25 protein-coding genes are annotated in these 25,101 nt (G+C 66.9%); 13 read left to right on the top strand and 12 right to left on the bottom strand.

What is annotated here, in order from left to right; all coding sequences use genetic code 11:
• Positions 1 to 15: 15 nt before the first annotated feature.
• A complete protein-coding gene (locus NIBR502771_RS20805; protein WP_168225763.1) occupies positions 16 to 1,959 on the bottom strand; it encodes a S8 family serine peptidase in 1,944 nt (647 codons plus the stop codon).
• A gap of 384 nt (positions 1,960 to 2,343) precedes the next feature.
• On the opposite strand from NIBR502771_RS20805, the gene NIBR502771_RS20800 reads away from it, so the two are divergent.
• The 3 genes from NIBR502771_RS20800 to NIBR502771_RS20170 all read left to right on the top strand — a co-directional run bounded on the left by NIBR502771_RS20800 (position 2,344) and on the right by NIBR502771_RS20170 (position 7,659).
• Positions 2,344 to 3,057 (top strand): hypothetical protein, encoded by a 714-nt coding sequence (locus NIBR502771_RS20800; RefSeq protein ID WP_168223109.1) that lies wholly within the window; start codon positions 2,344 to 2,346, stop codon positions 3,055 to 3,057.
• Positions 3,058 to 3,137: 80 nt separating this feature from the next.
• Positions 3,138 to 5,864 (top strand): magnesium-translocating P-type ATPase, encoded by a 2,727-nt coding sequence (mgtA, locus tag NIBR502771_RS20175; protein ID WP_141161272.1) that lies wholly within the window; start codon positions 3,138 to 3,140, stop codon positions 5,862 to 5,864.
• A 115-nt stretch (positions 5,865 to 5,979) separates the two neighbouring features.
• On the top strand, positions 5,980 to 7,659 hold the full coding sequence (locus NIBR502771_RS20170; RefSeq protein WP_141161271.1) for a GAF domain-containing sensor histidine kinase: 1,680 nt from the start codon (positions 5,980 to 5,982) through the stop codon (positions 7,657 to 7,659).
• A gap of 13 nt (positions 7,660 to 7,672) precedes the next feature.
• On the opposite strand, the gene NIBR502771_RS20165 is transcribed toward NIBR502771_RS20170, so the two are convergent.
• From NIBR502771_RS20165 to NIBR502771_RS20155, 3 genes are all read right to left on the bottom strand, one after another.
• The gene (locus NIBR502771_RS20165) at positions 7,673 to 8,359 is read right to left on the bottom strand and encodes a response regulator transcription factor (protein ID WP_141161270.1); all 687 of its coding nucleotides are present in this window, start codon (positions 8,357 to 8,359) and stop codon (positions 7,673 to 7,675) included.
• A 75-nt stretch (positions 8,360 to 8,434) separates the two neighbouring features.
• Positions 8,435 to 8,620: a hypothetical protein gene (locus NIBR502771_RS20865; protein ID WP_210411278.1), complete on the bottom strand. Its 186-nt coding sequence runs from the start codon at positions 8,618 to 8,620 to the stop codon at positions 8,435 to 8,437.
• Positions 8,621 to 8,856: 236 nt separating this feature from the next.
• Complete coding sequence (locus NIBR502771_RS20155; protein WP_246839753.1) at positions 8,857 to 9,333, bottom strand: hypothetical protein; 477 nt, start codon at positions 9,331 to 9,333, stop codon at positions 8,857 to 8,859.
• 316 nt (positions 9,334 to 9,649) lie between these two features.
• Here NIBR502771_RS20155 and NIBR502771_RS21085 point away from each other — a divergent pair, with 316 nt between their 5' ends.
• Both NIBR502771_RS21085 and NIBR502771_RS21080 read left to right on the top strand, forming a co-directional pair.
• The gene (locus NIBR502771_RS21085; RefSeq protein ID WP_246839752.1) at positions 9,650 to 9,982 is read left to right on the top strand and encodes a hypothetical protein; all 333 of its coding nucleotides are present in this window, start codon (positions 9,650 to 9,652) and stop codon (positions 9,980 to 9,982) included.
• Positions 9,952 to 10,353 carry a hypothetical protein gene (locus NIBR502771_RS21080; RefSeq protein ID WP_246839751.1) on the top strand — a complete coding sequence of 134 codons (402 nt, stop codon included), beginning with the start codon at positions 9,952 to 9,954 and terminating at the stop codon, positions 10,351 to 10,353. Before NIBR502771_RS21085 ends, NIBR502771_RS21080 begins: the two co-directional genes overlap by 31 nt.
• 74 nt (positions 10,354 to 10,427) lie before the next feature.
• Here the strand turns inward: NIBR502771_RS21080 and NIBR502771_RS20145 are convergent, their stop codons facing one another.
• A complete protein-coding gene (locus NIBR502771_RS20145; RefSeq protein ID WP_141161269.1) occupies positions 10,428 to 11,198 on the bottom strand; it encodes an alpha/beta fold hydrolase in 771 nt (256 codons plus the stop codon).
• An 85-nt stretch (positions 11,199 to 11,283) separates the two neighbouring features.
• Positions 11,284 to 11,676 (bottom strand): TfoX/Sxy family protein, encoded by a 393-nt coding sequence (locus NIBR502771_RS20140; RefSeq protein WP_141161268.1) that lies wholly within the window; start codon positions 11,674 to 11,676, stop codon positions 11,284 to 11,286.
• A gap of 158 nt (positions 11,677 to 11,834) precedes the next feature.
• On the opposite strand from NIBR502771_RS20140, the gene NIBR502771_RS20135 reads away from it, so the two are divergent.
• From NIBR502771_RS20135 to NIBR502771_RS20110, 6 genes are all read left to right on the top strand, one after another.
• On the top strand, positions 11,835 to 12,194 hold the full coding sequence (locus tag NIBR502771_RS20135) for a hypothetical protein (RefSeq protein WP_141161267.1): 360 nt from the start codon (positions 11,835 to 11,837) through the stop codon (positions 12,192 to 12,194).
• A 10-nt stretch (positions 12,195 to 12,204) separates the two neighbouring features.
• A complete protein-coding gene (locus NIBR502771_RS20130) occupies positions 12,205 to 13,431 on the top strand; it encodes an Nramp family divalent metal transporter (RefSeq protein WP_141161266.1) in 1,227 nt (408 codons plus the stop codon).
• Positions 13,428 to 13,838, top strand: a complete 411-nt coding sequence (locus NIBR502771_RS20125; protein ID WP_141161265.1) for a hypothetical protein — start codon at positions 13,428 to 13,430, stop codon at positions 13,836 to 13,838. Before NIBR502771_RS20130 ends, NIBR502771_RS20125 begins: the two co-directional genes overlap by 4 nt.
• On the top strand, positions 13,825 to 14,172 hold the full coding sequence (locus tag NIBR502771_RS20120; protein ID WP_141161264.1) for a PRC-barrel domain containing protein: 348 nt from the start codon (positions 13,825 to 13,827) through the stop codon (positions 14,170 to 14,172). The genes NIBR502771_RS20125 and NIBR502771_RS20120 overlap by 14 nt, the downstream gene beginning before the upstream one ends.
• A gap of 201 nt (positions 14,173 to 14,373) precedes the next feature.
• Entirely contained in the window at positions 14,374 to 14,577 is a 204-nt protein-coding gene (locus tag NIBR502771_RS20115) for a cold-shock protein (RefSeq protein ID WP_015936345.1), read from the top strand.
• Between the two features lie 432 nt (positions 14,578 to 15,009).
• Positions 15,010 to 15,924 carry a plastocyanin/azurin family copper-binding protein gene (locus tag NIBR502771_RS20110; RefSeq protein WP_246839750.1) on the top strand — a complete coding sequence of 305 codons (915 nt, stop codon included), beginning with the start codon at positions 15,010 to 15,012 and terminating at the stop codon, positions 15,922 to 15,924.
• A 79-nt stretch (positions 15,925 to 16,003) separates the two neighbouring features.
• On the opposite strand, the gene NIBR502771_RS20105 is transcribed toward NIBR502771_RS20110, so the two are convergent.
• Together NIBR502771_RS20105 and NIBR502771_RS20100 are read right to left on the bottom strand one after the other, a co-directional pair.
• Positions 16,004 to 16,615, bottom strand: coding sequence for a gluconokinase (locus NIBR502771_RS20105; RefSeq protein ID WP_141161263.1), 612 nt, complete (start codon positions 16,613 to 16,615; stop codon positions 16,004 to 16,006).
• Positions 16,615 to 18,021, bottom strand: a complete 1,407-nt coding sequence (locus tag NIBR502771_RS20100) for a gluconate:H+ symporter (protein WP_141161262.1) — start codon at positions 18,019 to 18,021, stop codon at positions 16,615 to 16,617. The genes NIBR502771_RS20105 and NIBR502771_RS20100 overlap by 1 nt, the downstream gene beginning before the upstream one ends.
• A gap of 220 nt (positions 18,022 to 18,241) precedes the next feature.
• Here NIBR502771_RS20100 and NIBR502771_RS20095 point away from each other — a divergent pair, with 220 nt between their 5' ends.
• On the top strand, positions 18,242 to 19,105 hold the full coding sequence (locus tag NIBR502771_RS20095) for an SDR family NAD(P)-dependent oxidoreductase (RefSeq protein WP_141161656.1): 864 nt from the start codon (positions 18,242 to 18,244) through the stop codon (positions 19,103 to 19,105).
• 13 nt (positions 19,106 to 19,118) lie between these two features.
• Here NIBR502771_RS20095 and NIBR502771_RS20090 read toward each other — a convergent pair whose 3' ends face one another.
• From NIBR502771_RS20090 to NIBR502771_RS20075, 4 genes are all read right to left on the bottom strand, one after another.
• Positions 19,119 to 19,688, bottom strand: coding sequence for a hypothetical protein (locus NIBR502771_RS20090; protein ID WP_141161261.1), 570 nt, complete (start codon positions 19,686 to 19,688; stop codon positions 19,119 to 19,121).
• A 142-nt stretch (positions 19,689 to 19,830) separates the two neighbouring features.
• Positions 19,831 to 21,546, bottom strand: coding sequence for a phospholipase C (locus tag NIBR502771_RS20085; RefSeq protein ID WP_141161260.1), 1,716 nt, complete (start codon positions 21,544 to 21,546; stop codon positions 19,831 to 19,833).
• A 56-nt stretch (positions 21,547 to 21,602) separates the two neighbouring features.
• On the bottom strand, positions 21,603 to 22,622 hold the full coding sequence (locus tag NIBR502771_RS20080; RefSeq protein WP_141161259.1) for a DUF6454 family protein: 1,020 nt from the start codon (positions 22,620 to 22,622) through the stop codon (positions 21,603 to 21,605).
• A gap of 129 nt (positions 22,623 to 22,751) precedes the next feature.
• Positions 22,752 to 24,164, bottom strand: a complete 1,413-nt coding sequence (locus tag NIBR502771_RS20075; RefSeq protein WP_141161258.1) for a PLP-dependent aminotransferase family protein — start codon at positions 24,162 to 24,164, stop codon at positions 22,752 to 22,754.
• On the opposite strand from NIBR502771_RS20075, the gene NIBR502771_RS20070 reads away from it, so the two are divergent.
• Positions 24,163 to 25,089, top strand: coding sequence for a DMT family transporter (locus tag NIBR502771_RS20070; protein ID WP_141161257.1), 927 nt, complete (start codon positions 24,163 to 24,165; stop codon positions 25,087 to 25,089). The genes NIBR502771_RS20075 and NIBR502771_RS20070 overlap by 2 nt on opposite strands.
• The last annotated feature ends 12 nt before the right edge of the window (positions 25,090 to 25,101 follow it).

Below are 25,101 nucleotides of genomic sequence, written 5' to 3'. Positions count from 1 at the left end.
GGATGGGACCGGCCCCTAGCTGATGGCGGTCATGACGTTCCAGCCCGGGCCCACGTTGATGCGCCAGCCGAAGAGGCCGTTGCCTTGGCCCGGGTAGGTCCAGAGGGTGCCGTTGGTGTCACGGGCGACGAGGTCGGGTTTGCCGTCTCCGGTGAGGTCTCCTGCTGCGCTGATGGCGGTCATGACGTTCCAGCCGTCGCCGACCTTGATGCGCCAGCCGAAGAGGCCGTTGCCTTGGCCCGGGTAGGTCCAGAGGGTGCCGTTGGTGTCGCGGGCAATCAGGTCGGGTTTGCCGTCTCCGGTGAGGTCTCCTGCTGCGCTGATGGCGGTCATGACGTTCCAGCCGTCGCCGACCTTGATGCGCCAGCCGAAGAGGCCGTTGCCTTGGCCCGGGTAGGTCCAGAGGGTGCCGTTGGTGTCGCGGGCAATCAGGTCGGGTTTGCCGTCTCCGGTGAGGTCTCCTGCTGCGCTGATGGCGGTCATGACGTTCCAGCCGTCGCCGACCTTGATGCGCCAGCCGAAGAGGCCGTTGCCTTGGCCCGGGTAGGTCCAGAGGGTACCGTTGGTGTCGCGGGCAATCAGGTCGGGTTTGCCGTCTCCGGTGAGGTCTCCTGCTGCGCTGACCGCGGTCATGACGTTCCAGCCGTCGCCGACCTTGATGCGCCAGCCGAACAGGCCATTCCCCTGGCCCGGATAGGTCCATAGGCTCCCGTTGCCGTCCTGTGCCAGCAGGTCGGCCTTGCCGTCGCTGGTGAAGTCCCTCGCCGCCGGAGCCGCAGCCGGGCCGGTGAAGAGCAGGCGGTTGGGGGTTCCCGCTGACACGTTGGTGACAGTGCCCTGGGTGGCCGCAGCCGTCAGGTCCGCTGCCACCGCAGCCGGCGTCTGCTGCGGGTTCCGCGACAAGGAAAGCGCCGCAGCACCGGCAACGTGGGGAGACGCCATGGACGTGCCGCTCAGCGTAGCGACCGAGGTGGTGGAGGTGTCCCAGTCGGACTGGATGCCCACCCCCGGGGCGTACAGGTCAACGCAGCTTCCGTAATTCGAGAACCCTGCCTGCCGGTCCGAGGAATCGGTGGCGGCCACGGTCAAGGCCTCGGGCACCCGTGCCGGGGAAGTGGTACAGGCATCCACCGCGGCGTTGCCGGCTGCCACCACGGCTGTGACGCCGTCATTAATGATTCCCCTGAGTGCGTCATCCAGCGTGGTGCTGGTGGGGCCGCCAATGCTGAGGTTGGCCACCGCGGGGGTGCCGGCGGCATGCTGGGAGGCGATCCAGTCCAGGCCGGCGATAACGTCCGAGTCATAGCCGGAACCGTCGCAGCCGAGCACCCGCACCGGAACCACGCTCGCTGACTTGGCCACCCCATAGGTTTTCCCGGCGATGATGCCGGCGACATGCGTTCCGTGGCCGTTGCAGTCGCTGCTGCCCTTGCCGTCGGCGATGGCGGTCCAGCCCGGGGCCACCCGGCCGCCAAAGTCGCTGTTTTCCGCCAGGACCCCGGTGTCGATGACGTAGGTGCTGACGCCGGCGCCGCTGGCCGTGGGCGTGAACGTGTTTGAGAGCGGGAGCGCGCGCTGGTCGATCCTGTCCAGGCCCCAGGGCGGTGACTGCTGGGTATCGGCAACCGTCACGGGCAGGTCCGGCTCAATCAGGGCGACACGGGGCGAACGGGCCAAGGCAGCCGCCTGCGCCTTGGTGGCGGTGATGGCCGCGCCCCGGACTGCTGCGGAGAAGGTCCTGCCAATGCGCACTCCCTGGACCTGCAGGGACCGGGCTTCCGTGGCCACGTCCGAGCCCTTGGTGAACCTGACCAGGTAGCGGCCCTCGTCGCTGGCCAGGGGATTGGCTGCCTGCGCGTTACCGCTGACCGCCGGCGAGGGCGGTGGAGCGACGGTCACCGCTGGGGTGAGCGCCGTGGCCGGCGGCGGCGCCAGCATCACGGCAGCAGCGGCCAGCACCGCACCGGCGGGCCGGCGGCGGCGCCAGCATCACGGCAGCAGCGGCCAGCACCGCACCGGCGGGCCGGCGGATTCGCTTGGAAAATGACATGCTTGAGCTCCCCAGCTTTCGGCGGAAACGGGGGAACCGTTCCCTGGTCCACAGCCCGTTCCTGCCCCGGAGCCCCGGCTGAGCCCGGGGCCGGTTCTCCAGCGCAGGCATGGGGCCTGGGCAGAGGAAGCTGTTTCCCGACCCAGGGTACAACTCCGGAATTCAGGAGGCGACGGTGAAAGTGCTGGTGCATCCTTCGACGGCTCGGACTTTAGTCCCTGTTCTGGAGTAACCCCCGGGCGTAGCTTGAATGTGGGTCCCACGGCCGCGGGACCCACATCCAAGGGGGCATCATGACCAAGCCCAGGCTTTCGGCATTCAGCGTTCTCGGGCTCACCGGCTTGCTGGTCCTCACCGGCTGCTTTGGCCCACCGGCGCCGGGGCCCGCCACCAGTTCCGCGGCCCCGGGCCCCACGGCCGGCAGCACCAGTCCAGGCACGACGGCGAGCCCCACCACCACGGCGGCCCCGACTTCGCCGGCCGCCACCTCAGCCGCGCCCACCGCCCCGGCTTCCGCGCCGCCGTCGTCCGCCCCGGCAAGCCCGCCGCCCACGCAGGAGCCAACGCAGGAACCTGCCCCCACCACCGGACTCCCCGAGCAAGTTGCCCCGCTGACCATCTACTACGTTGCGGTGGGCGACAACGGCGTCTCGGGGCCCAGGATCGGCTGCGGTGACAGCCTGGTGGCCACCACGACGGCACCCGTCCGCTTCACCGATCAGGTGGGCCCCAGCGTCGGGACCCTGCTGGCCAACAAGAGTCGGGACGTGGGCATGTCCGGGCTGGTCAATGTCCTGTACCAGTCGAACCTGTCCTATGTGGCCGGCGAGCTGGACGGCAGCACCATCACTATCTGGCTCACCGGGCAGTTCATGCTGGGCGGGGTCTGCGACGTTCCACGGGCAAAAGCGCAGCTTGAGTACACGGCCATGGCCGCCTCCGGGGCCACCAGCGCCCAGGTGTTCGTCAACGGCCGCCCCATCGACGAGGTGCTCAGCCTGAAGTAACCGGAAAGGCGGACTGCCGCCGCCGTCGTACCCTTGCCTTAGGTTAAAGCCACGAAGCCCAAGCGTCCGAACGGATCGGCATGACAGACGTGAACGTCCGGGAGCGCAGCTCCCTCCAACTGGCCATCACTGATGCCGCAAGCCTGACGGCGGAGCAAACGCTGGAACGCCTTGGATCCGCGCCCGGCGGCCTCACCGGGGAAGAGGCGGCCGCCCGCCTGGAACAGCTTGGCCCCAACGCCGTCCGCACCCACCGCGCCAACGCCTGGGCAGTGCTGGGACGGCAGTTCGCCAGCCCCATCCTCATCCTCCTGATCGTGACCGCCGGCCTGTCCCTGTTCCTGGGCGACGCCACCAATTCCATCGTCATCGGTGTGATCCTGCTGGCCAGCGTCGGCCTCGGCTTCACCAACGAATACCGCGCGGAACGCGCCTCCGAAGCCCTGCACGACCGCGTCACCCACCGTGCCGTGACGCTCCGCGGGGGAAGCACCAGGGAAGTGGACGTTACCGCCCTGGTACCGGGCGACGTCGTGCATCTCTCCCTGGGTGCCATCATCCCGGCGGACATCCGGCTTCTGACCACCAACAACCTTCTCTGTGATGAAAGCATCCTCACCGGGGAGTCCCAGCCTGCGGCCAAGGAAGCTGCTCCTGTCGCTGCCGGTTCAGCACTGGGAGACCTCACCTCCTGCGTGTTCATGGGCACGGTGGTTCAGTCAGGCGGCTGCACCGGGGTGGTGGTTGCCACCGGCGGCCGTGCCGAATTCGGGCGCATCGCACTGGGCCTTGGCGAGAGGCAGCCGCAGACCGAGTTCCAGCTGGGACTCAAACGGTTCTCCTTCCTGCTGCTGCAGGTGGCAATGGTGCTCACCTCGCTGATCTTCGTGGCCAACCTGCTGCTGCAACGTCCGCTCATCGAATCCCTGCTGTTCTCGCTGGCCATTGCGGTCGGCATCACCCCGCAGTTGCTCCCAGCCGTGGTCAGTACCTCCCTGGCCACCGGCACCCGGCAGCTGGCCAAGCGGAAGGTGCTGGTCAAACGCCTGGTGTGCATCGAGGACCTGGGGGACATGGACATCCTGGTCACCGACAAGACCGGCACCCTGACGGAGGGCAGGATCAGCTTCACCGGTGCGCTGCCGGCTTCCCCGGAGACGTCCGACGACGGGCTGCTCACCCTGGGCCTGCTGGCCACCGAGACCGACTACAGGGATGCCAAAAATTCCCCGGCCGGGCAGAACCCGCTGGACGCCGCCCTGTGGGGCAGCCCCGGGGCGTCCGGTTTCGACCCCGGACGCTTCGAGCGGGTGGACCTCATCGGCTTTGACCACCAACGCCGCCGCACCACAGTGCTGGTCCGGGAGAACGGCGGCCCCGCGCAGCTGGTCACCAAGGGCGCCCCGGAGGACATCCTGGCCCTCTGCGGACCCACCCCGCCTGCCGTGCAGGCCCTGCTGGACGAGCAGTTCGACGCCGGCTCCCGTGTGGTTGCCGTGGCCACCCGCCCGGCCCCGGGGCTGGACAGGCTGACCCCGGCGGACGAGCGCAACCTGGCCCTGGCCGGTTTCCTCGTCTTCCTTGACCGCCCCAAAGCCAATGCCCGGCAGTCCCTGGACCTCCTGGAGGCACTGGGCATCTCGGTGAAGATCGCCACCGGGGACAACGCCAAGGTGGCGGAGAAGGTCTGCGCCGACCTGGACGTGGTCTCCGGCGGCACCCTCACCGGGGCCCAGGTTGAAGCCATGTCCGACGCCGACCTCGCCGCCGCCGCCAGGACGGCAACGATCTTCGCGCGCGTGTCGCCCGAACAAAAAGCACGCATCATCACCCTGCTGCGCCTCAGCGGCGGGTCCGTGGGCTTCATGGGCGACGGCGTCAACGACGCGCTGGCACTCCACAAGGCGGACATCGGCATCTCCGTCGATACCGCGACTGACGTTGCCAAGGACGCGGCCGACGTCGTCCTCCTGGACAAGGACCTGGGGGTCCTGGCGGAGGGCGTGATGGAGGGCCGGCGGATCTTCGCCAACACCATCAAATATGTACTGATGGGCACCTCCAGCAACTTCGGCAATATGTTCAGCGCGGCCGTGGCCTCGGTGGTGCTGAGTTTCCTGCCCATGCTGCCGGGCCAGATCCTGCTGAACAACCTGCTCTACGACTCCGGGCAGCTGGCCATTCCGGGGGACCGGGTGGACAAGGAGCAGTTGCGGGCGCCATCGCACTGGGACATTGCCTTCATCCGGCGGTTCATGCTGCTCTTCGGGCCGATCAGTTCCCTTTTCGACTTCGCTACGTTCGCGCTGATGCTGTTCGTGTTCACCGCCGCGCCGGGGGAGTTCCGCGCCGGCTGGTTCATTGAATCCATCGCCACCCAGACGCTGATCATCTTCGCCATCCGGACCCGGCGGGTCCCCTTCCTGCGGAGCCGGCCCTCAGCAGGCCTGATCGCCGCCTCGCTGGGAGTGGTGGCCGTGGGCATCTTCCTGCCGCTGTCACCGGTGGCCGCAGTGCTGGGCTTCGACCCCTTGCCGGTGCCGTTCTTCCTGGCCCTGCTGGGCATGGTGGTGGTGTACCTGGTGCTGGTGGAGGTGGCCAAGCAATGGTTCTTCGCACGTGACGCCCAGCAGCTGGCCGCCCCGCCCCCGCCCGTCCGGCGCCGCAAGGATACGCACCACATTGCCCGGCGGGCCTTCCGGTTCAGCATCCCCGTCAAGGTACCCCCGCTTTCGGTCCCTGCATCCCGGAAAAACCTGCCGGGGGGCAGAAGGGCACGGCGGGTGGGGCCCTTCCGTAACCTTTAGCGCGCGCAGTGCCGGGCGTTGTTAGCATGGGAAAAGAGACGCTGGGGGCTTTCAAATATCGGATCCGGGGTGATGCAGCCCGCCGTGGATGCGACCGATTTCGGAGCGTTTTTTCATGTGGCGTGAACCTATAAGGCGACGAACCCGGGAACTCCTGCGGGAGTTCGTAGAGCGGGCTGATGATCTTGTCCGGGCACAGGAACACGTCGAGGGGCTGCTCGGCGCAGTTGTCTCCATGACGGAGGACCTGAGCCTGGAGGCAGTCCTGGACCGCTTGGTGCAGTCTGCCTGCGAACTGGTGGGGGCGCGGTACGGGGCCCTGGGCGTCATCGGCGACGACCAGCAGCTGAGCCACTTCATCACCGTGGGCATCGATGACGAAGGTGCCCGCGTGATCGGCGACCTGCCCACCGGGCATGGCGTGTTGGGCCAGCTGATCCGCGAACCCAAGCCGTTGCGGCTCCATGACCTGGGCGAGCACCCCATGGCGGTGGGGTTTCCCCCCAACCACCCGCCCATGGGCACTTTCCTGGGCGTCCCGGTCCGGGTCCGGAACGAGGTCTTCGGGAACCTTTACTTGACCGAAAAAATTGGTGGGCAGGATTTCACGGGCGAGGACGAGGACCTGGCGGTTGCCCTGGCGGCCGCCGCCGGTGTGGCCATCCAGAACGCAAAGCTGTTTGATGACAGCAGGCGCCGCCAGCGCTGGCTGGAAGCGGGCATGGAAGTCAGCGACCGCCTGAAGGACCAGCCGCGCTCGGACACCGAGAACCTGGACATGATCGCCGAACGCGCCCTGAACGCCTCTTCCTCGGTCCTGTCCCTGATCGCATCGGTGGGGCCCGACGGAACCATCAGGTGCCGGACCTCCATGGGTGCCCAGTCGATGCCCGGCGGCCAGGAACTGCCCGCCGCCGCCATCCTGTCCGAAGTGCTGGAGACGGGGGAGTCCAAGGTCCTGACGGACCCGCTCCTGGTGTTCGATCCGACGTCGGCCGAGAAGCTGGGCCCGGTCCTGGTGGCCGCGCTTGGCAGCAACAGTGACGGCCACCGCGACAGCGTCCTGGTCCTGGCCCGGGGCGTTGGGGGCGTCCGGTATACGGACGTCGATGCTGAGCAAAGCGCAGTGTTTGCCTCCCGGATCGGGCTGACGCTGGACCTGCTCAAGGCGAACCAGTTGCGCGAAGAGCACGCCCTGTTCATCGACCGGGAACGGATCGCAGCGGACCTTCACGACCTGGTGATCCAGCGGCTCTTCGCTGCCGGGCTGAGCATCCAGGGACTTCGCCGCTACACCGCGGACCCGCCTGCCCATGAACGGCGCATCGCCGGGATCACCGCAGAACTGGATGACTGCATCCACCAGCTCCGGGACACCATCTACTCCCTGCAGGCCCGTGAACCCGACAAGGAACTCCTGAGCGGGCGCGTGCTGCGTGCCGTCCAGGAAGCAGCTAACGCTTCCGGTTTCCTCCCCAGGATCCAGTTCTCCGGGCCGGTGGACGACGCCGTAGGCGACGAGGTCGCCGCACAGTTGCTCCCGGTACTCCACGAAAGCGTCAGCAATGCCGTCAGGCATTCGGGATCAGAGGACATCGCCATCCTGCTCGCCGTCCAGGATAACGACGTGGTCCTCACGGTCCGCGATACCGGGCGCGGGTTCAAGGATCCGCAGCGGGTCAGCGGCCTGACCAACATGAGGAACCGGGCCACCCGCCTGGGGGGTGAGTGCATCATCGACAGCGTCCCCGGCAAAGGCACCAGTGTGACGTGGAGAGCGCCCGCTACCGGCTGACCGCCGTACTTGGTCAGTGCAGCAGTTCCCACGCCCGGGGGATGGGCGCGGGTATCAGGTGGACCCGCCGCCGGAAGCCGAGCTTCTGGAGCACGGCGGAAACGCTGGCGCCGACGACGGCCTCGGTCATGACCAGCTCCTGCCCGATCTGGTGGTTGCTCAGCCCGCGTGCCATGAGGGCGAGCACGCTCCGCTCCGTCCGTGTCATGGCTGTGAGCCACGGCGCGGAAGCGGTGGCGTAGAGGCTTTCGGCCACCCGCTCCCTGACCCCAGGACCCATGGGCTGTATGCCGGCGGCGGTGACGCGGAGGCAGTTGATCAAAGCGTCATGGTCTCCGATCCGCTTGAGCACATACCCTGACGCGCCCGCCAGGACCGCTGCGCGCACCGCATGCTGTTCGTCCCAGCCGGTAAGGATCAGGCACTTCACGTCCGGGTCGGTGGAGCGCAAATTCCGGCACACCTCGATGCCCGTGCCGTCCGGCAGCCTGTCGTCGAGCACCACGATGTCAGGCTGCAGGATGTGGATCAAGCGGCCCGCCTCCGCAGCCGATCCGCTTTCGCCAACAACATCGAATCCGGCGTGCTCGAGCAGGTCCGCCAGGCCACGGCGGACCATCTCGTGGTCATTGAGGACGAACACCCGGACGGGCAGGGCCGGGAACGCGGCCCCTCCAGTGGGGTCTGCAGGTGTGTTCATTAAGACGCTCTCATCGGTTCGACGCCCTCCCCGGCTGCCCTCTCCCTGCAGCCGCCCCTCTGGAAGGAACCACATTTATTCATCCAGCACTTGTGGCCGCCACTCCATGCCCGGCGCTGTGACGGTGGATTCCGGAGCCTCCCGGGGGATGCTGCAGACAACGCAGATGGTGTTGTGTTCCGGACCAGTCACCCATTGGTGGGACTCCTCCAGACGGTATTCATACCGTCCGCCGAGCTCCTGGAGCCGGTTCAGCGCCACGCTGGCATTTTCCCATGAACTCCAGAAGCCCACTAGCCCGCCGTCATCCCTGGAAATGGCGTTACACCCGCCGTCGCCCAGCCGGGCCGCGGCGCCCAGGCCTGCCGGCTAGTCACCGCCATACACCGCCCTGTATTCGTCCTCGGTTGCCATGTACTCACCACCCCGTCCCGGATCAGGCGGCCTTCTTTTGCGGTGCGAGGAATACCTCCAGCGCCTGGAGCGTGGCCACGGCATCATGGAACGCCGGGTTTTGGTGCGGGTGCAGGCGGTCCAGCAGGCCGCCGTTGTGCTGGAGGCGGCGCCGCGCGGTGCGGACGGCACGGACGGCGAGGTCGAGGTCTTCCGGGCGCCGTGGCAGGGGCGATGTTCATGCACTGGATCGACGCAAGGGCAACGGCCAGGACGTTCGCGTCGAGCTGCTGCCCGGCTGCGCGGTGGCCGCGCAGCCGGGAGGCAAATGCGTCCCAAATGTCCCGCGCTGCCGTCCGTGCCACCTCTGTCCGGGCCTGGTTCGCCGGCAGCCCCTGGTCCAGGAACTCCTGATAGAGGGAATCGAACCGGACGGCCAGCTCTTCGGCTTCCTTCCCGGACCCACCGGCAGGGGCTGATTCGGAGATGAAGTTGGAAGGGTGGAGCAGCATTGCGCGCCGGTGCGCTGCTTCTGCCTGCGGCAATCGGGCGGGACGGAACGTGAGGATGTGAGCGGACATGCCGGTCCTTTCAAAATCCAGGCGGCCGGATGCGGCTGCGCACCGGCGGGCATCCCAGCGGATGCCTCCGGCGGAAAGTCACTGGGGGTACGACGGGCTGCTCTTGCCCCGCACTGAGGGGACTTGGATGCTACCCCCACCAGAATGCCAAGCGACCGCAGTCCGGCTATAGGGCTGAAGGTCCTGTCATCGCAGGGAGTCCCGCCACCGATCAGGGCGGACGGGGGCTTAATGCCCTGTTGTGGGCTTTGGGGCCGCCCTAGCCTGAGATAGGCAGCGCGGTGCACGGCCGCATGCCGGAACCGGGAGGTGCACGGTGAAATCTGCAAACACCAGCGTCATCGCGGGCGTGATCCTCATTGCCCTGGGCGTGCTGTTGCTCCTTGACCGGCTGGGCGTCATGGACACCGCGGCATTCACGGCGCCGCTGATCTTCACGGCCGTGGGGGTTCTGTTCCTGTCCCTGTTCATCCGCCGCCGGGAGAACTGGTGGGCGGCCATCCCCGGGTCCGTGTTCCTAGGCCTGGCAGCGGTTGTCGCCGCCACCCAGCTCACAGGGGGTGCCTGGGGGCTGCTTTCCTGTTCCTTTTCATGGGTGCCGGATTCGCGGCCGTTTTCGTGCGCGAGCGTACCAACTGGTGGGCACTGATACCTTCCGGCGTCATGTTCACGCTGGCGCTCATCGTGGGCCTCCCGCCGCAACTGCAGGGAACGCCTACCGCAGCCATCCTCTTCCTCGGCCTGGCCGCAACTTTCGGGCTGCTGTCAGCAGTCCCGGTCCACACCACGGACACCGCCGGCAGCCATGCGGAGCGGATGAGGTGGCCATTGATCCCGGCCGGCATCCTCGCCGTCATGGGGCTGATCTTCGTTCTCCAGGCAACGGCGCTGCTCATTCCGGTGGACGTTGCCTTCCCTGCGGTGATGATCCTCGCCGGCCTCGCCCTCATGGTGTACGCGTACCTGGCTCACCGCGACGGGCGGCAGAAGGCGCACCGCCCGGGACCGCGCGCAGGCTAGAGGACCCGCCCCGCCAGATGGCAGGTCACGGCAAGCGCATTGCCGCCAAATGCCATCTCGCGGGTCAGTGCGGGCTAGGAAAGTGCCTGCGCCCCTGCCCGGTCCCAGTGCGCTCGCAGCAGCGCCGCGACCCGTTCGGGTTCCGCACGGTGCGGGGGATCGAAGTGGTGCCGTCCGGGAAATACCTCCAGCCGGTAATCGGCGAAGACGCGGGACAAGCGGGCGGCGTTGTCCCCCTGCTCATCCGGGCTGCTCATGCCGCCGAGGACAAAGAGCACCGGCTTTTCGAAGGCAGCCAGCCGGCTGCGGTCCAGGTCATATGTTTCGAACGCGTGCAGGAACGCGCTGATGCCCGCCGGCCGCTTGGCCATCCATGGCGGGGGTGGGCCGGGCGGCGGAGGCGGCAGGACGGCGTCGGGCTTCACCTGCAGCCGCATGAAGGATGCCATGAATTGCTCCGGCGGAAGGGCCGCCAGTTCACCGTACCGGTGCCACAGCCGCGTGTGCTCGGGGCTCCAGTCCCAGGCGCCCGCCCAGGCCGGCTCCAGCAGGGCCAGGCTCAGCAGCCGTTCCGGGTGCCGGGCTGTGAGCGCCAGGGCCGCTGCACCGCCACCCGAATAGCCCAGCAGGTGGAAGGCATCCCAGCCGCGGGCGTCCGCCTCGCGGAGCACGCCGTCTCCCTCTGTGTCCAGGCTCCAGCCAGGCGGTGGCGCGTCATCTCGGTAGAGCTCCAAGTCCTTGGCCACGGCATCAACGCTTTCTCCCAGGGCTCCCAGCAGCGCGCCATAGGCAGGACCGGCGGGCAGGACACTGCCGGGAAGCAGGATCACGCGGTACGGTTCCACGACAATGGCTCCTTCAGGCGGCCCGTCAGCCGCGCGCTGCCAGATGTGCTGGTTTCCTCCCGGGGTGTTGCCGGGGTGGACACGGCTACCCGCCCGTCCGGGGCGGCCGGGTAGCGCGGGCCTTGGGCTCCTTGGCCGGCAGGGAGCCGACGTAAGCCAGCGCCTTTTCGGCCCATGCCCGCGCCCGGGTTTCGTCGCCGTCGCCCTCTTCATTCCACACTTCGGGCAGGCCGGTGTACCCGCCCATCGGTCGCTCTGCGGGCCCAAACGGCACGGTCCGTTCGGAGGACTCCAGCACTTCCTTGTCCTCCCGGGAGAGCTTCACGCCAATGGTGGATCCGAACAGCCCGGCGAACATGTTGCCGTTGACGAACGCTCCCAGGTTGCCGAACATCGGCTTGACCACCACTCCGGGATGGTCGGGGACCACGCGGCGGAACCGCGCTTTTTCTTCCTCGGTTGCCTTGGGCATCTCCATGGCTTTGCCTCCCGTCGGCGGGGTTTGTCCGCAGGATCTGGATGCAGGATATGCCCGTTTGGCGGTGGGGTCGAGGGGCCGTTCACGGAGGTCCCCGGCAGGCAACAAATCCTGCTCTGAACAGGTCAAACTTCCCGGGCCGGTGCATCACCGAGTCGGTGTCCACGGCCGTCAAGGACAGCTCCTCCGCCGTCGCCACCGCCCGGATCGCCCTCCGCCAGGACATGGCCGGCAAGCTGACGCGTGCCGCCACCTCCACCACGCTTGACGACGGTCTCAAGGAACTCCAGTCCAGCCGCAGCACCGTCCTGAAGCTCTCCCCGGCCACCACGGTGGACCGCGGCACCCAGAGGCAGGCATTGGATGCGCTTGACCAGTGCGCCGCCGGCTTCGCCACGGCGCGTGCGGCGTTGGCAGCGGGCGACGGCGGCACCCCCTCCCTCGCGGACGGTGACAAAGCGCTCGCGGATGCCCAGGACGTCCTGAAGCAGCTCGAAAGCACGGTGGCGTCCCCGTGAAGGCCCACCCATGAAACGGCTCCTCCGCGTCGCACTCGGGATCCTCACCGCGATTGGCGGGTTCGTGGACATCGGAGACCTGGTAACCAACGCCGTCGTGGGCTCCCGCTTCGGCCTGTCCCTGGTGTGGGTGGTGGCCCTCGGCGTGCTGGGGATCTGCCTTTTCGCCAACATGTCCGGCCGGGTGGCTGCCGCGTCCGGCCGGGCCACGTTTGAGGTGATCCGCGAACGGCTCGGCGCCCGGGCCGGGCTGGCCAACCTGGCGGCGTCCTTCCTGATCAACCTCATGACCGTGACGGCGGAGATCGGCGGCGTTGCCCTGGCGCTCCAGCTGGCCAGCAGCGTCTACTACCTGCTCTGGATTCCGGTGGCGGCGCTGGCCGTGTGGCTGGTGGTATGGCGCGTCCGGTTCTCCATCATGGAGAACGTCACAGGCCTGCTGGGGCTGACCTTGGTCATCTTTGCGGTGGCACTGTTCCTGCTCAAGCCGGACTGGGGCTCGCTGGCCGGGCAACTCACTCCCGCGGTGCCGGAGCAGGAAACGGTGTGGACCTACAGCTACTACGCCATCGCCCTGTTCGGCGCCGCGATGACCCCGTACGAGGTGTTCTTCTTCTCCTCAGGCGCTGTGGAGGAGGGGTGGACGGTGAAGGACCTGCTCCAGGAGCGGATCAACGTCCTGGTCGGATTCCCGCTTGGCGGCTTGTTGTCCGTGTCCATAGCCGCGTGCGCCGCCGTCGTCCTGTTGCCCGCCGGCATATCGGTGACGTCGCTGTCCCAGGTGATCCTGCCTGTGGCGGAGGGCGCAGGAAAGATCGGCCTGGCGCTGGTCCTGCTGGGGATCGTGGCGGCGACTTTCGGCGCAGCCCTGGAAACCACGCTTTCCAGCGGCTACACCCTGGCCCAGTTCTTTGGCTGGTCCTGGGGCAAGTTCCGCCGCCCGGCGGAGGCCGCCCGCTTCCACCTGTCCATGATTGTGTGCCTGCTGGCGGGCATCGCGGTGCTGGCCACCGGGGTAGACCCCGTGCTGGTCACCGAGTACTCGGTGGTGTTTTCCGCCATTGCGCTGCCCTTGACCTACCTGCCCATCCTCATCGTGGCCAACGATCCGCAGTACATGCGCGAGCATGTGAACGGACGGGTGGTCAACGCGCTGGGCATGGTCTACCTGGTGATCATCCTGGTGGCCTCCATAGCCGCCATCCCCCTCATGATCGTGACAGGAGCTGGCGCATGACAGCCCAGCCTGGCCCGCTGCGTCCCGCGCCGAAAGTGGCCGGGCGGATCCTGGATGCGCAGCTGCACCTGCTGGACCGGCAGGTTTTGGACCACGACGGCGTTCCGGTCACCACCGTCGACGACCTCGAACTGGCAGGCCCTGCCGTGGATGATGCCATTGAGCCCGGAACACCCGCGCCTGTCCTTAGTGCGCTGCTGACCGGGCCGGTCCTGGGGACGCGCGTCTTCGGCGGCAGGCCGCCGTCGTCCCGGCTGATCCGCATTCCCTGGAAAGACGTGGCGGAGGTGGGCGTAGTGGTTCGGCTGGGCGTCAGCGGAGAGTCGCTGGATGCAGGCTGGGTGGAACGTTGGGTACGGGACAAGATCATTGCGCGCATCCCGGGAGGCCGCCATGATCCTCGGTGACCTGCTGGGCAATACCGTCCAGGATGCCGACGGCGGGTGGCTGGGCCGCGTGGCCGACGTCCGGTTTGCGTTGGACGGCACCGCGCACCAGCTGATGGCCGAGCCGCGGCTGCTGGGCCTGGTCATCAGCCCGCACAGCGCGGCATCTTTCCTGGGCTATGAACGGAACGGACTCACCCGGCCGTGGCTGCTGGCTCGAATGCTCCGGTGGCGGCACCGCGGCGCGTTCCTGGTGCTTTGGGAGGACATAGCGGTGGTAGGCGCAGGCTCCGTCCGGCTCCGTCCCGGGTACACCCGCTACAGCACGGCACTGCAGGATGCGGCGGAGGCGTGATCCGGACCCGGCAGGCATGCAATTAGGTATGCGTCAAATCTCCTGTAGTGTAGATCCTGTTGTTGTGTTTATGCAGTTGGTAGTTCAGGCAGTACGCGCGGTCGAAAGTCCGTGTTCTTCTGAAGTAGCGGTTTTTGAACACCCCACGCCGGAGGGCCCGAAAGTCGGGACGTTCCCTCCACCTTCACGAAGGACAAAATAATGGCTACTGGTACCGTCAAATGGTTTAACGCTGAAAAGGGCTTCGGCTTCATCTCCCCGGACGACTCCTCGCAGGACGTGTTCGCGCACTACTCCGCGATCAACTCCTCCGGCTTCCGCTCCCTCGAAGAGAACCAGAAGGTTTCCTTCGACACCGAGCAGGGCCCCAAGGGTCCCCAGGCCACCAACATCCAGGCTCTCTAATTTCCTAGGGATCCGGGACCGTTAGGTTTCCAAGCAGGGCTTGCCGTTCATCGGCAGGCCCTGCTTTTTTGTTTAACCGGCAATGGGCATCCGGCTAATATTTCCTCCTCGACAAAGGACTGTTGAAGGAGCAATCTATTAGGTGCGTACGTACGCAGCGTGCCAATCCCACGCCCACGGCGGCGTTTGGAAAACTCCAATGACGCGGCACCAGATGGGGTGGTGCATGTCCGGCACGTAAGTCGGCCGGCACCAGTTGCCCGCGCTCCCCGGCATCGGCAGCTGGCACCTTCACTCCGAAAACAGCGGCCCGTCCGGCCAGTTGTCCACTGCGTTGGACCGGCTGCAGCTGCTCATCGCCTCTGGCCGATGGCAGTTCGAGAAAGCATTCCTATGAAGAATAATCGGGGAATCAATCCAAGATTCAAGATATTGTCGTTCATCGTTGCATTCGCTGTTTCACTGCTGGCCTCCATGGCCGTCGCGGGACCGGCCTCGGCCGGCGACGGGGGCCACCGGACCTGGCATGTGCAAGTGGGCTCTGAGTCCAGCGACCAGGAAATCCAGGGGATGGCGTTCCTTCCCTCGGAGATCTTCATCAACGAGCGGGACACCATCATGTGGCACGCAAACGCTGCGGAGATCCACACGGTGACCTTCCTGGCGGCGGGCCAGCCGCTGACGGACTTCAATCCATTCGATCCAAATGAACTGCAGCAGCGCGGAAAGGATCACTACGACGGGAAGTCGTACTACAACTCGGGAATCATGGCCAATGTGGATGTCCCGGGCTTCCCGACCGTCAAGGACTACAGCCTGACCTTCCCGCGCGAAGGCGACTTCACCTACTACTGCCTGGTCCACGGCAAGATGATGAAGGGCACCGTCCACGTGCGCGACCGTGGCACCGATTACCCCTACAGCCAGGCGGACTACGATCACTGGTCAGAGGTGCATGCGCGGTCCATCATTCGTGACGGCGAACAGCTCGACGAGTCGCTGGCCGAGCAAGCAAGCAACCACAAGGTCATGGCCGGCGGTGACGACGGCGTGGCAATGGTCATGCGCTTCGTCCAGCCGACTGTCACGGTGCACGTTGGCGGAAAGGTGTCGTTCGTCAATAGCGGTATGGGTGCTCCACACACCGTAACCTTCGGCAATGAGCCGGCGAAATTTTTCGTCCTGTCGGGGACACCGGACAATTTCACCGGCGGTGACCTTAACTCCGGAATCATCCCTCCGGGCGTGACATTCGAAGTCACGTTCAACGAGACCGGAACATTCCGTTACATCTGCGCACTCCATGACTACATGGGCATGGTGGGCAAGGTGGTTGTCGTCGACTGAGAAATCTGGTTACGTGCCCGGCTGGAGCATTTGTTCCAGCCGGGCACGCCGGTGTTGCCGCCTGCCGGCGCGGACAGGCCTACGCGCCGGCGGTGTCCCCGGGCCGTCCTGCCGCGGATGACCGGCCGGGGTGGGGGTGGCCCAGTTCGGTTGAACCGGACGCCGGTGAGAGGCCCAGGCGCCTGACGACTTCTGCGGCTTCTTCGGCCGGAGTGCGCCCGACATCCACCACGATGGTGTTCTCGTCCGGCCCCGGCGGCTCAAGCGTGGCGATCTGCGAATCCAGCAGGGACGGGGGCATGTAGTGGTCCATCCGCGCCGTCAGCCGGCGGCCGATCTGTTCCTTGGAACCGGACAGGTGCACGAAGACGACGTTTTTCTCGCGGAGCCGGTCCCGATAGATCTTTTTCAAGGCCGAGCAGGTGATGATGCCGGGGATGCCGGCCATCGTGTGCTCGATGATCCACGAGGCAATCGTGTCCAGCCAGGGCCAGCGGTCCTCGTCGGTCAGCGGGATCCCGGAAGCCATCTTCGCCACGTTTTCGGCCGGGTGCAGGTCATCTCCTTCCTCCAGGTCCCAGCCGAGCTGGCCCGCCAGGATACCCGCCACCGTCGACTTGCCGGACCCGGATACGCCCATGATGACCAGGACCGGCTGCTGGACGGAGCCGGGAGTGATCGCGGCGTTCATCAAGGGATCACCACGGACAGGATCATGACCAGCGCGAACCCGACCACGGAGATGAGGGTTTCCATGACGGACCAGGTTTTGAAGGTCTGGCCAACGGTCAGGCCGAAGAGTTCCTTGACCAGCCAGAAGCCGGCATCGTTCACGTGGGAGAGGAACAGGGAACCGGCGCCCACAGCGAGGACCAGCAGGCCTGCGTGCCCGGGGGAGAGGCTTGCTGCGAGGGGCGCTACGATGCCTGCCGCCGTCACCGTTGCCACCGTGGCTGAACCGGTTGCGAGCCGGATAGCCACTGCGATGAGGAAGCCCAGGACCAGGACGGAGATATTGGCTCCGGTGGCCCATTTGGCAACCGCATCGCCCACTCCGGCGCCGATGAGGGTCTGCTTGAAACCGCCACCTGCGCCCACGATCAGGATCACGGCTGCGATGGGCCCGACGGAGGCGCCGATCTTGGCTCCGATTTTGGTGCCGGTGAAGCCGACGGCGTAGCCGAACGTCACCAGGGCCAGCAGGACCGCCAGGGTCATGGCAACCAACGGTTCACCGATGAAGTCGAAGAAGACGCGGGCCGCGCTTGGGTTCTTGGCGTTGGGGTCAACAATGTCCACCACGGCCTTGAGGAGCATCAGCACCACAGGGAAGACGATGGTCAGCAGGGTGATGAGGAATGTGGGCTGGCGCTTGACGTCGGGGTCGGCCTGGGTGTGCTCGGTATCTATGCCGCCGGCCACCTTCGGGGCATCCACCGGGACCCAGCGCGCAGCGTAAATGGCGAACAGCGGGCCGCAGATGATGACCGTGGGAATGGCGATCAGGAGCCCTAGGGCCAGGGTGATTCCCAACGGGGCGTTCAGGCTGGAGATGGCCACGAGGGGGCCCGGGTGCGGCGGGACGAGGCCGTGCAGGACGGAGAGGCCGGCGAGGGCCGGGATGGCTACGCGCATCAGCTTCCGGCCCGACCGCTGGGCCACCAGGACGATGACGGGCAGCAGCAGCACGAGGCCGATTTCGAAGAACATCGGCAAACCGATGATGACGGCGACCAGGGCCATGGCCCAGGGGAGGACCTTCGGGGACACTTTGCCGAGCAGGGTGTCCACGACGCGGTTGGCGCCGCCGGAATCTGCCAGGAGCTTGCCCAGCATGGCGCCGAGCGCGATCAGCAGGCCAACTTCTTTCAGCGTGCCCCCCACGCCGTCTTCGAAGTTGCTGATGACCTTCCCTAGTTCAACCCCGGAGGCGAGGCCGACGAACGCCGATCCGAGGACCAGCGACAGGAAGGGATGGAGCTTGAGTTTTACGATCAGGAATACGATCAGCGCAATGCCGATGGCGGCGACTACGACCAGTTGGGTGTCGTGTCCGTTCCACGGCTCTGTGGCGGCGGGAAGGAGAAGGGATTGCATGTTGCTTCCTCGATATGGGGTAGGGCGGCCAACGAAACTGGTGGCTGCCGCAATAAGTATGACGTATGACACCCCAAAAGTGAATAAGTAGGACATTTACTCCTGCCTGCAGGTGCGCCGGACTGCCTCCCAACGTGCCGCGATGCCGCCGCGGGGCGGCGGGGAGGCCAGCGCCCGGGAACACCTGCCGTCCCGCCGTCGTTATCCCCCTTGGCGTGCCATGCCGGCGCGCCGCCGGCCAACCAAAGGACACCCCGTGACTGCTCCACGCACCATTGTGATTACCGGCGCCAGCGACGGCATCGGAGCCGCAGCCGCGCGGACGCTGGCCAGGGCGGGGGAGCAGGTGGTCGTGGTAGGCCGTTCCGCCGAGAAGACCCGCGCCCTGGCCGGGGACATCGGCGCCGACTACTACCTGGCCGATTTCGCCCAGCTGTCACAGGTCCGGGACCTTGCTGCGAAAATCAAGGACAAGTACCCGCGCATCGATGTCCTGGCGAATAACGCCGGCGGGATCATGGGCAAGCGGACGCTCACCGTGGACGGCAACGAGTCGACGTTCCAGGTCAACCACCTGGCGCCGTTCCTCCTGACCACCCTTCTCATGGACACCCTCACTGCCAGCAGCGCCAAGGTGATCAACACCTCCAGCGCCGCGAACAACTTCGGCAAACTGGACCTCTTCGACCTCAATGCCGAATACGGATACAGCACCAACCGCGCCTACGGCACGGGCAAGCTCGCCAACATCCTCTTCACTTCCGAACTGCACCGCCGCTTCCATGACCAGGGAATCACGACGGCGGCATTCCACCCGGGCGTGGTCCGCACCAACTTCGCAGCGGAGTCCGGGAGTCCGTGGCGGCACGCCTACACCACCTTGCTGAACCGCTTCATGCTGAGCCCGGACCAGGGGGCCGACACCATGCTCTGGCTCATTAACGGCACCGCAGGAACGGACTGGATCTCCGGCGCCTACTACGCCAAGCGGGCCCTGGCCAAGGCTTCCGCCCAGGCCTACGACGCTGAACTGGCGCGCGGGTTGTGGGAGAAGAGCGAAGAACTGGTCAAGGTCCGCGCCTGAGTCGCTGCGGGTCCTACCGCTCGCAGCCCACTCCGTCGTGGTCCGCGTCCAAGCCGTAGATATCGCGGCCAATGACCTGGACGGGCCCGCGCACGTACGCCGGCCCGTTGCCGCTACCGCCGGCGCAGTCCACATCTGAAGCGATGGGTACGCACCCTGAGTAGTTGGGGTCGCAGCCCGGATTCGTCCCCGGCACGGGCTGGGCCGCCGGCGCGGGAGGCGCGGCGGCCTTGGCGGCCGCTTCCGCTGCGGCCTTTGCGGCGGCCGCGTCCTGGGCTGCCTTGGTTTCGGCGGCTTGCCGGGCTGCAGCCTCTCCAGCGGCTTTGTCTGCGGCATCCTTGTCCGCCGCAGCTTTGGCAGCAGCTGCCTTTTCTGCCGCTGCTTTCGCTGCCTGTCCGGCTGCTGCCTTGTCGGCGGCCGCTTTCGCGGCAGGAGTTGCCGTGGCGTCTTCACTGGCGGGGCTGCCAGCAAGGGACAGCGAAGCTTGGGTTGAGCAGCCGGCCAGCAGGAGGACGACGGCAGCCGCGGCGCATGCGCGGCCAAGCGCCGGCCGATGAATGGGAAAATTTCGGAAGGCAGGCATGCGTCCCCCAATGGCGTGTGCTGGATGCGGATGGCACGGCCAGCGTAGCTTCGCCTTCTGGCGGAGAACGGATTAAGCGCAAATCTTGAGCCATTAACGGAGGAAGCGCTGCCCGGCTCCTGCCGGGCAGCGCTTCCGCCGTTCATGCTGTGAAGAGGGTTATGTCATTGGCCCGCGGGTGCCCGTTGTGGGTGATCGAGGCGACCGCGCCTGTCTGCTCGTTGAGCAGGACCTTGTCGTTGCGCTCGTGGTGGAAGTTGAACATTGCCTCCATTGACCCGGCGGTCGCATCGGCCGAGGAGTCGCCGATCTGTCCGGTGTGCCAGTTGTCCTCAATGAACTTCAGGATCGAGGCCTGGTCTGTTTCAGTGTGGTCCACGAAGTTCTTCTTCGCGAAGGGGGAGATGACCACCAGCGGCTGGCGGGGGCCGGGTCCGCAGCGGTCGGCGTCGCCGCCGGCCACGGGGATGCCGTGCGCTGCGGCGTTCTGGCACCATGCGGCGTCGTCGGGGCTGTTGGAGGCGTTCTTCACCTTGGCGGCGACGTGGTCGTACCAGCCATCGGAATCGTCGTAGGCGAGGACGATGGCGGTGTCCTCCCAGTTCTTGGACTGCTGGATCTCGTTGACTGTCTTGGTGACGAAGTTCTGCTCATCGACGGGGTCCGAGTAGGCGGCGTGGCCGTCCTGGAAGTTGGAGGCCTTCAGGAAGGACACGGCAGGCATGTTGTCGCTGTTGACCACCTTGCTGAAGTCGGTCAGGTCGTACTGGTGGTTGGCCTGGCCGTTGTGGCCGATTTCTGCGTCGTTCGCCGGGGCGAGGTGGTGGGGGTTGGCGGTGGAGGCGTAGTACTGGAAGGGCTGGTGGTGCGGGTTGTAGTCCGTGCTGGAGACGCCGGCTACGTTGTTGTGGGTGCCCTTGCAGGCCGCCGGGGTAGTGGCAGTTGCCGCTGTGGTGGGCGCGAAGCCGCCCTGGAACCAGCCCCAGGACACGCCCTGGTCGTTGAGCAGGTCGCCGATGTTCTTGCCGGTCATGCCGGCGAGGTTGTTGGCCTTGGCGTGGCTGTTGTTGGAGCAGTCGTCGTAGACCGGGTCCGGGTCATTGATCATGGTGCCAACGCCGTTGGCATCGGGGACGCGGACGGTGTAGTCACTGGCGGTGGGTGTCACCGGCTGCCCGGCGGCCGTGTATTCCTTGACGCCGTGGGTCTGGCCGGAGACCAGGTTCAGCGCGCCCGGGGTTGAGGGGCCGAAGACGGTGCTGAAGTGGTTGTCGCTCATGGCATAGTTCTGGGCGTAGTTCCAGATTCCGGTGACCGTGTTGCCGTCGTAATAGTCCATGGTCAGTCCGGGGCGGCCGTACTGGTTGGGCGCGCAGGCGTCCTTGCTGGTGAACTCCACGAATTTATCCATCAGGCCGCCGTTGTACGCCTTCTGCTCGGCCGTGTACTCATGGTCCTGGTCGCAGGTGACAGCCTGCATGGGGGACAGCCGCGCCGGCTGGACGGAGTTGGGGTTGTTCGGGGCCAGCAGGCCAGCGCTGGCGAGGGTGTTGATGTCCTTGGGGGTGTCCTCGGATGCCTTGAAGGCAGCCGCTGCGGTGCCGGTACCCTGTTGGGTTTCGCCTGGAGCGTTGGCCGCGTTGGGGTAGGTGGCGAAGTAGTGGTCAAAGGAGACATTTTCCTGGAAGAGCACCACCACATGCTTGATCGGCGTGGCGGTGTTGCCCTGAGCCGTAACGGCAGTCGCGGGTGCGGCGCTGAAGCCGACGAGTCCGGCCGTCAGGGCTGAAGCGGCGAGTGCTGCCGCGCCGGTGGCGGCGGCAATTCTTTTTCGGGTGGGGGGTGCCATGGATGGCATGGGGTATCCAATCGTTTCAGGTGATGCGGGCGCCGCGGGGAGCGGCGGGTCTGGGGCTATTTGGCCGGGGTGACGTCGGCTTCGTAGGTGAGGATTTCCGTGCCGTTGCCTTCTTCACCGTTGTCCGGGGCCACCGTCATGCTGAGGTGGTTGCCGTCGGCGGTCATTTTGAACGGGTTGCGGGTGGCCACGTGCCCGGCGGTGGACCACTGCTGGAACGGGACCTCGCGGGTCACCTCATGGGACTTCAGGTCGATCATCGCCATGCCACCCAGTTCATAGGTAGCTGCTGTGCCCCCGGCAGAGGGAGTCTGCGGGAGGTTGGTCACTCCGCCGCAGAGCATCTTCGCATTGGGTACGTACTGGCAGTCCTGGTAATCGATGAAGTAGTTCGGGTTTTCCCACGTGGACAATTCCTTGCCCTGCAGGTCCCACTCCGCGAACCGCCGGGAGCCCCAGGTGTTGCCCACCAGGTGTCCGGTCTGCTTGTCCAGGACAATGCCGCCGAAGTGGTCCTTGACTTGGAACTGCTTGTGCACGTCCAGGGTCTGCGCATCAACCTTGTAGATGATGGCGCTGCTGTCCGGCCGGTACTGGGCCACCGGCACCCACACGTTGGTGCCGTCAAAGTCGATGCCACCGGGGTGGTACATGTCGCCCTCGCCAAGGGTGATGTCCTTTTGCAGGTTGCCGGCCTTATCCATGACGAACAGATGTCCGATGCCCTTGCCGGGCGTGCGGTCGTAGCCGCCCTGCGGAGTGGGGTACTTGGCGGTGGGTTCGAGGATCTGCACGGCCGAGAGGAAGATGTGGTCCTGGCTGTAGGCGATTCCCTCTGTGTGGTAAGTGGGGAAGTTCAGTTTCAGCTTGGACGTCTGCTGCCAGGCGGTGTTGCGGTTGACGGCGTCGAACGCGTTGGCCAGTTCCGTGGAGGTGTCATGGTGGGTTCCGGCGGCTGGGCTGGTGCCCTGCTCCGGGACATTGGCCTGCGCCGCGGCAGCGCCGGCAGCCGCGCAAACGGCAACTATCAGCGACGCGGCCAGGGTCAGGGCGCGCCGGTTTGGTGTGGAGCTCATGGAGGGGGCCTCTTAAGGTTGGGGTCTCAACAGGAGCTCTCAAGTTACTCATCGGTAATGAACCGGGAGTGGCGGCCCGGTGAACGACGGCTGGCGCCGGGCTAACGGGTTGGCGCACGGGGCCGGTGCCTAGCCGCTGTTCCGGGCCAGGGCCTCGCCGATGATCCGGGCACCTTCGGGATAGGCGCCCGGGTTCGGGCCGGAATAGTTAAGGCGGATGAACGCTCCGGCAGACTCGGCCGGAAACCACTCGGTGCCGGCGGCGATGATCACTCCGGCGTCCTCGCAGTCGCGCGCCAGCCTGGGAAGGTCGGTGGTGTCCGGGAGGCGCACCCACAGGTTGAGCCCGCCTTTGGGCAGGTTGTCGATGTGTGCCTGCGGGACGTGTTCCCGGATGCTGGTGGCCAGCAGGTCGCGGCGGGACTGGAGCTGCTGGCGGAGGCTCCGCAGGTGGGTCTGCCATCCTGGTTGCGTGACCACGTCCAGTGCCGCAGCCTGCAGGAGTCCGCTCACATACATGGACTCGGCGGCGCGGTGGCCCAGGATGCGTTCGCGCGCCGGACCGCGCACGATCACGGCGGCAATGCGGATGGCCGTTGACACGCTCTTGGTCAAGGACCTGATGTAGACCACGTGGCCGGAATCATCGCGCGTGGCCAGCGGAAGGGGGTTTGAAGTGATGCCGAAGTCGTGGGCCCAGTCGTCCTCCACCAGGAACGCGCCGTGCCGGCGGGCAACGTCCAGGATCTCGTCGCCACGGCCCGGCGCCCACTGCCCGCCCGTGGGATTGGAATAGTTGGGCTGCACGTAGAACGCCCGCGCTCCAGTCTCCGCAAAGGCGCGGTCAACGTCCGCGGGGTCCGGGCCGTCCGGCCCGGTGGGCACCGGGACCAGCCGCACCCCGGTCTGGGCGGCGGCGAGTATGGCGCCCCAGTATGACGGCGATTCGATGAGCAGCGGCTGCCCGGCGCCCACCAGGGCCCGGAAGATGGAGCTGAGTCCGCTTTGGCTGCCCGGCAGCACGATCACGTCACTGGGCGTTGGTGGCGTAGTCCCGGACGGGGTTGCCGAGCCGAGCTCCTGGGCGAACCACTGCTGCAGTTCGGGCATTCCGGCGGCAGGTGGCCGGGACAGCGCGGCGTCGCCGCGGGCAGCACGGGCCAGTGCGGACCGGACCAGCCGCTCCGGCAACAGCTCCCGGTCCGGGTAGCCGGAGTGGAACCAGATGGCCTCGGCGGGGACCGTCCGCATGGTGCCCGACGACGGCGGGAGCGGCGATGAGGGCGACCGCAGCGCTGCGGTCTGCCAGCCGAAGTCCGACGGGCGGGCGGTGCGTACGGCGCGGACGAACGTCCCGACGCCGGGCCGGCTGTCGATCAGGCCCTGCGAAGCCAGCGCCTGCAGGGCTTTCTGGACCGTCACCGGGCTCGCGTGGTACTCGGCCACCAGTTGCCGGGTGGAGGGCAGTTTCGCTCCCGGGGCCGCTTCCGCAACCCACTGCCGGAGTGCCGCCACGATCCGTGAACTGCTATCGTTGTTCATGAGAGAACATAGTAGCGCTACTGTGCTGGAGAGCCCAGTGATACAGCCCCGGCGGTCCTCCGGGATCTGGTGGGGCCTGATGGGTGTCGCGGCCTTCTCCTTCACGGTTCCCTTCACCAAGGTGGCCGTCGCCGGCCTGCCGCCGTTGTTTATCGGTTCCGGCCGTGCAGTGGCGGCCGCCGTCCTTGCCGCCGCAGCACTCGCGATCACCCGGCAGCGGCTGCCGCGCCCACGCACCTGGCTGCGCCTTGCGCTCGTGGCCGGCGGCGTCGTCGCAGGCTTTCCTTTGCTTACGTCCTACGCGCTTACCGCGGTGCCGGCCGGGCACAGTGCCGTGGTCATTGCGCTCCTGCCCGCCGCCACGGCCACTGCCGCGGTGCTGAGGACGGGGGAGCGGCCAACGGCGGCCTTCTGGGCCGTGACTGTGCTCGGCTCGTTGGCAGCGGTTGCCTTCGCCTTCCTGCAGGCGGGCGGTATCGGCCACCTGCACTGGGCGGACCTCCTGCTGCTCGGGGCCGTGGCCTGCGCCGCCGTCGGATATGCGGAGGGTGGCCTGCTGGCCAGGGAACTCGGCTCGTGGCAGACCATCGCCTGGGCGCTGGTCCTCGCCGCGCCGGCCATGCTGGTCCTGGCCGCGGCCTCCGTCCAGGGCCAGCCGCCGTCGGCCAGTCCGACCCAGTGGGCGGCGTTCGGCTACCTGGCCGTGGTGAGCATGTTCCTTGGCTTCTTCGCCTGGTACCGGGGCCTGGCGATCGGCCCTATGGCACAGGTGAGCCAGATCCAGCTGCTTCAGCCCATCCTGAGTATCTGCTGGGCCGCGCTCCTGCTGGGGGAGGCACTGACGTGGACCACCGCCATCGGCGCCCTTGCCGTCATCCTCTGTGCCGCCGCGGCCGTCCGCGTCCGGCTCAAGGCAACCGCCTGACCACCTGAAAGG

Source organism: Pseudarthrobacter sp. NIBRBAC000502771, assembly GCF_006517215.1.
GTDB lineage: Bacteria > Actinomycetota > Actinomycetes > Actinomycetales > Micrococcaceae > Arthrobacter > Arthrobacter niigatensis.
The sequence above is the reverse complement of the archived record's forward strand: the minus strand, read 5'-3'. Positions and strand labels throughout refer to the sequence as shown.

Bases quoted from the DNA above. Each gene is read 5' to 3' on its own strand.
- NIBR502771_RS20075 (WP_141161258.1), bottom strand. From the start codon at position 24,164: ATGAACAACGATAGCAGTTCACGGATCGTGGCGGCACTCCGGCAGTGG.
- NIBR502771_RS20120 (WP_141161264.1), top strand. From the start codon at position 13,825: ATGATCCTCGGTGACCTGCTGGGCAATACCGTCCAGGATGCCGACGGC.
- NIBR502771_RS20125 (WP_141161265.1), top strand. From the start codon at position 13,428: ATGACAGCCCAGCCTGGCCCGCTGCGTCCCGCGCCGAAAGTGGCCGGG.
- NIBR502771_RS20800 (WP_168223109.1), top strand. From the start codon at position 2,344: ATGACCAAGCCCAGGCTTTCGGCATTCAGCGTTCTCGGGCTCACCGGC.
- NIBR502771_RS20140 (WP_141161268.1), bottom strand. From the start codon at position 11,676: ATGGAGATGCCCAAGGCAACCGAGGAAGAAAAAGCGCGGTTCCGCCGC.
- NIBR502771_RS20090 (WP_141161261.1), bottom strand. From the start codon at position 19,688: ATGCCTGCCTTCCGAAATTTTCCCATTCATCGGCCGGCGCTTGGCCGC.
- NIBR502771_RS20080 (WP_141161259.1), bottom strand. From the start codon at position 22,622: ATGAGCTCCACACCAAACCGGCGCGCCCTGACCCTGGCCGCGTCGCTG.
- NIBR502771_RS20165 (WP_141161270.1), bottom strand. From the start codon at position 8,359: ATGAACACACCTGCAGACCCCACTGGAGGGGCCGCGTTCCCGGCCCTG.
- NIBR502771_RS20100 (WP_141161262.1), bottom strand. From the start codon at position 18,021: ATGCAATCCCTTCTCCTTCCCGCCGCCACAGAGCCGTGGAACGGACAC.
- NIBR502771_RS20070 (WP_141161257.1), top strand. From the start codon at position 24,163: ATGAGAGAACATAGTAGCGCTACTGTGCTGGAGAGCCCAGTGATACAG.
- NIBR502771_RS20105 (WP_141161263.1), bottom strand. From the start codon at position 16,615: ATGAACGCCGCGATCACTCCCGGCTCCGTCCAGCAGCCGGTCCTGGTC.
- NIBR502771_RS20095 (WP_141161656.1), top strand. From the start codon at position 18,242: ATGCCGGCGCGCCGCCGGCCAACCAAAGGACACCCCGTGACTGCTCCA.
- mgtA (WP_141161272.1), top strand. From the start codon at position 3,138: ATGACAGACGTGAACGTCCGGGAGCGCAGCTCCCTCCAACTGGCCATC.
- NIBR502771_RS20170 (WP_141161271.1), top strand. From the start codon at position 5,980: ATGTGGCGTGAACCTATAAGGCGACGAACCCGGGAACTCCTGCGGGAG.
- NIBR502771_RS20115 (WP_015936345.1), top strand. From the start codon at position 14,374: ATGGCTACTGGTACCGTCAAATGGTTTAACGCTGAAAAGGGCTTCGGC.
- NIBR502771_RS20155 (WP_246839753.1), bottom strand. From the start codon at position 9,333: ATGTCCGCTCACATCCTCACGTTCCGTCCCGCCCGATTGCCGCAGGCA.
- NIBR502771_RS20130 (WP_141161266.1), top strand. From the start codon at position 12,205: ATGAAACGGCTCCTCCGCGTCGCACTCGGGATCCTCACCGCGATTGGC.
- NIBR502771_RS20085 (WP_141161260.1), bottom strand. From the start codon at position 21,546: ATGCCATCCATGGCACCCCCCACCCGAAAAAGAATTGCCGCCGCCACC.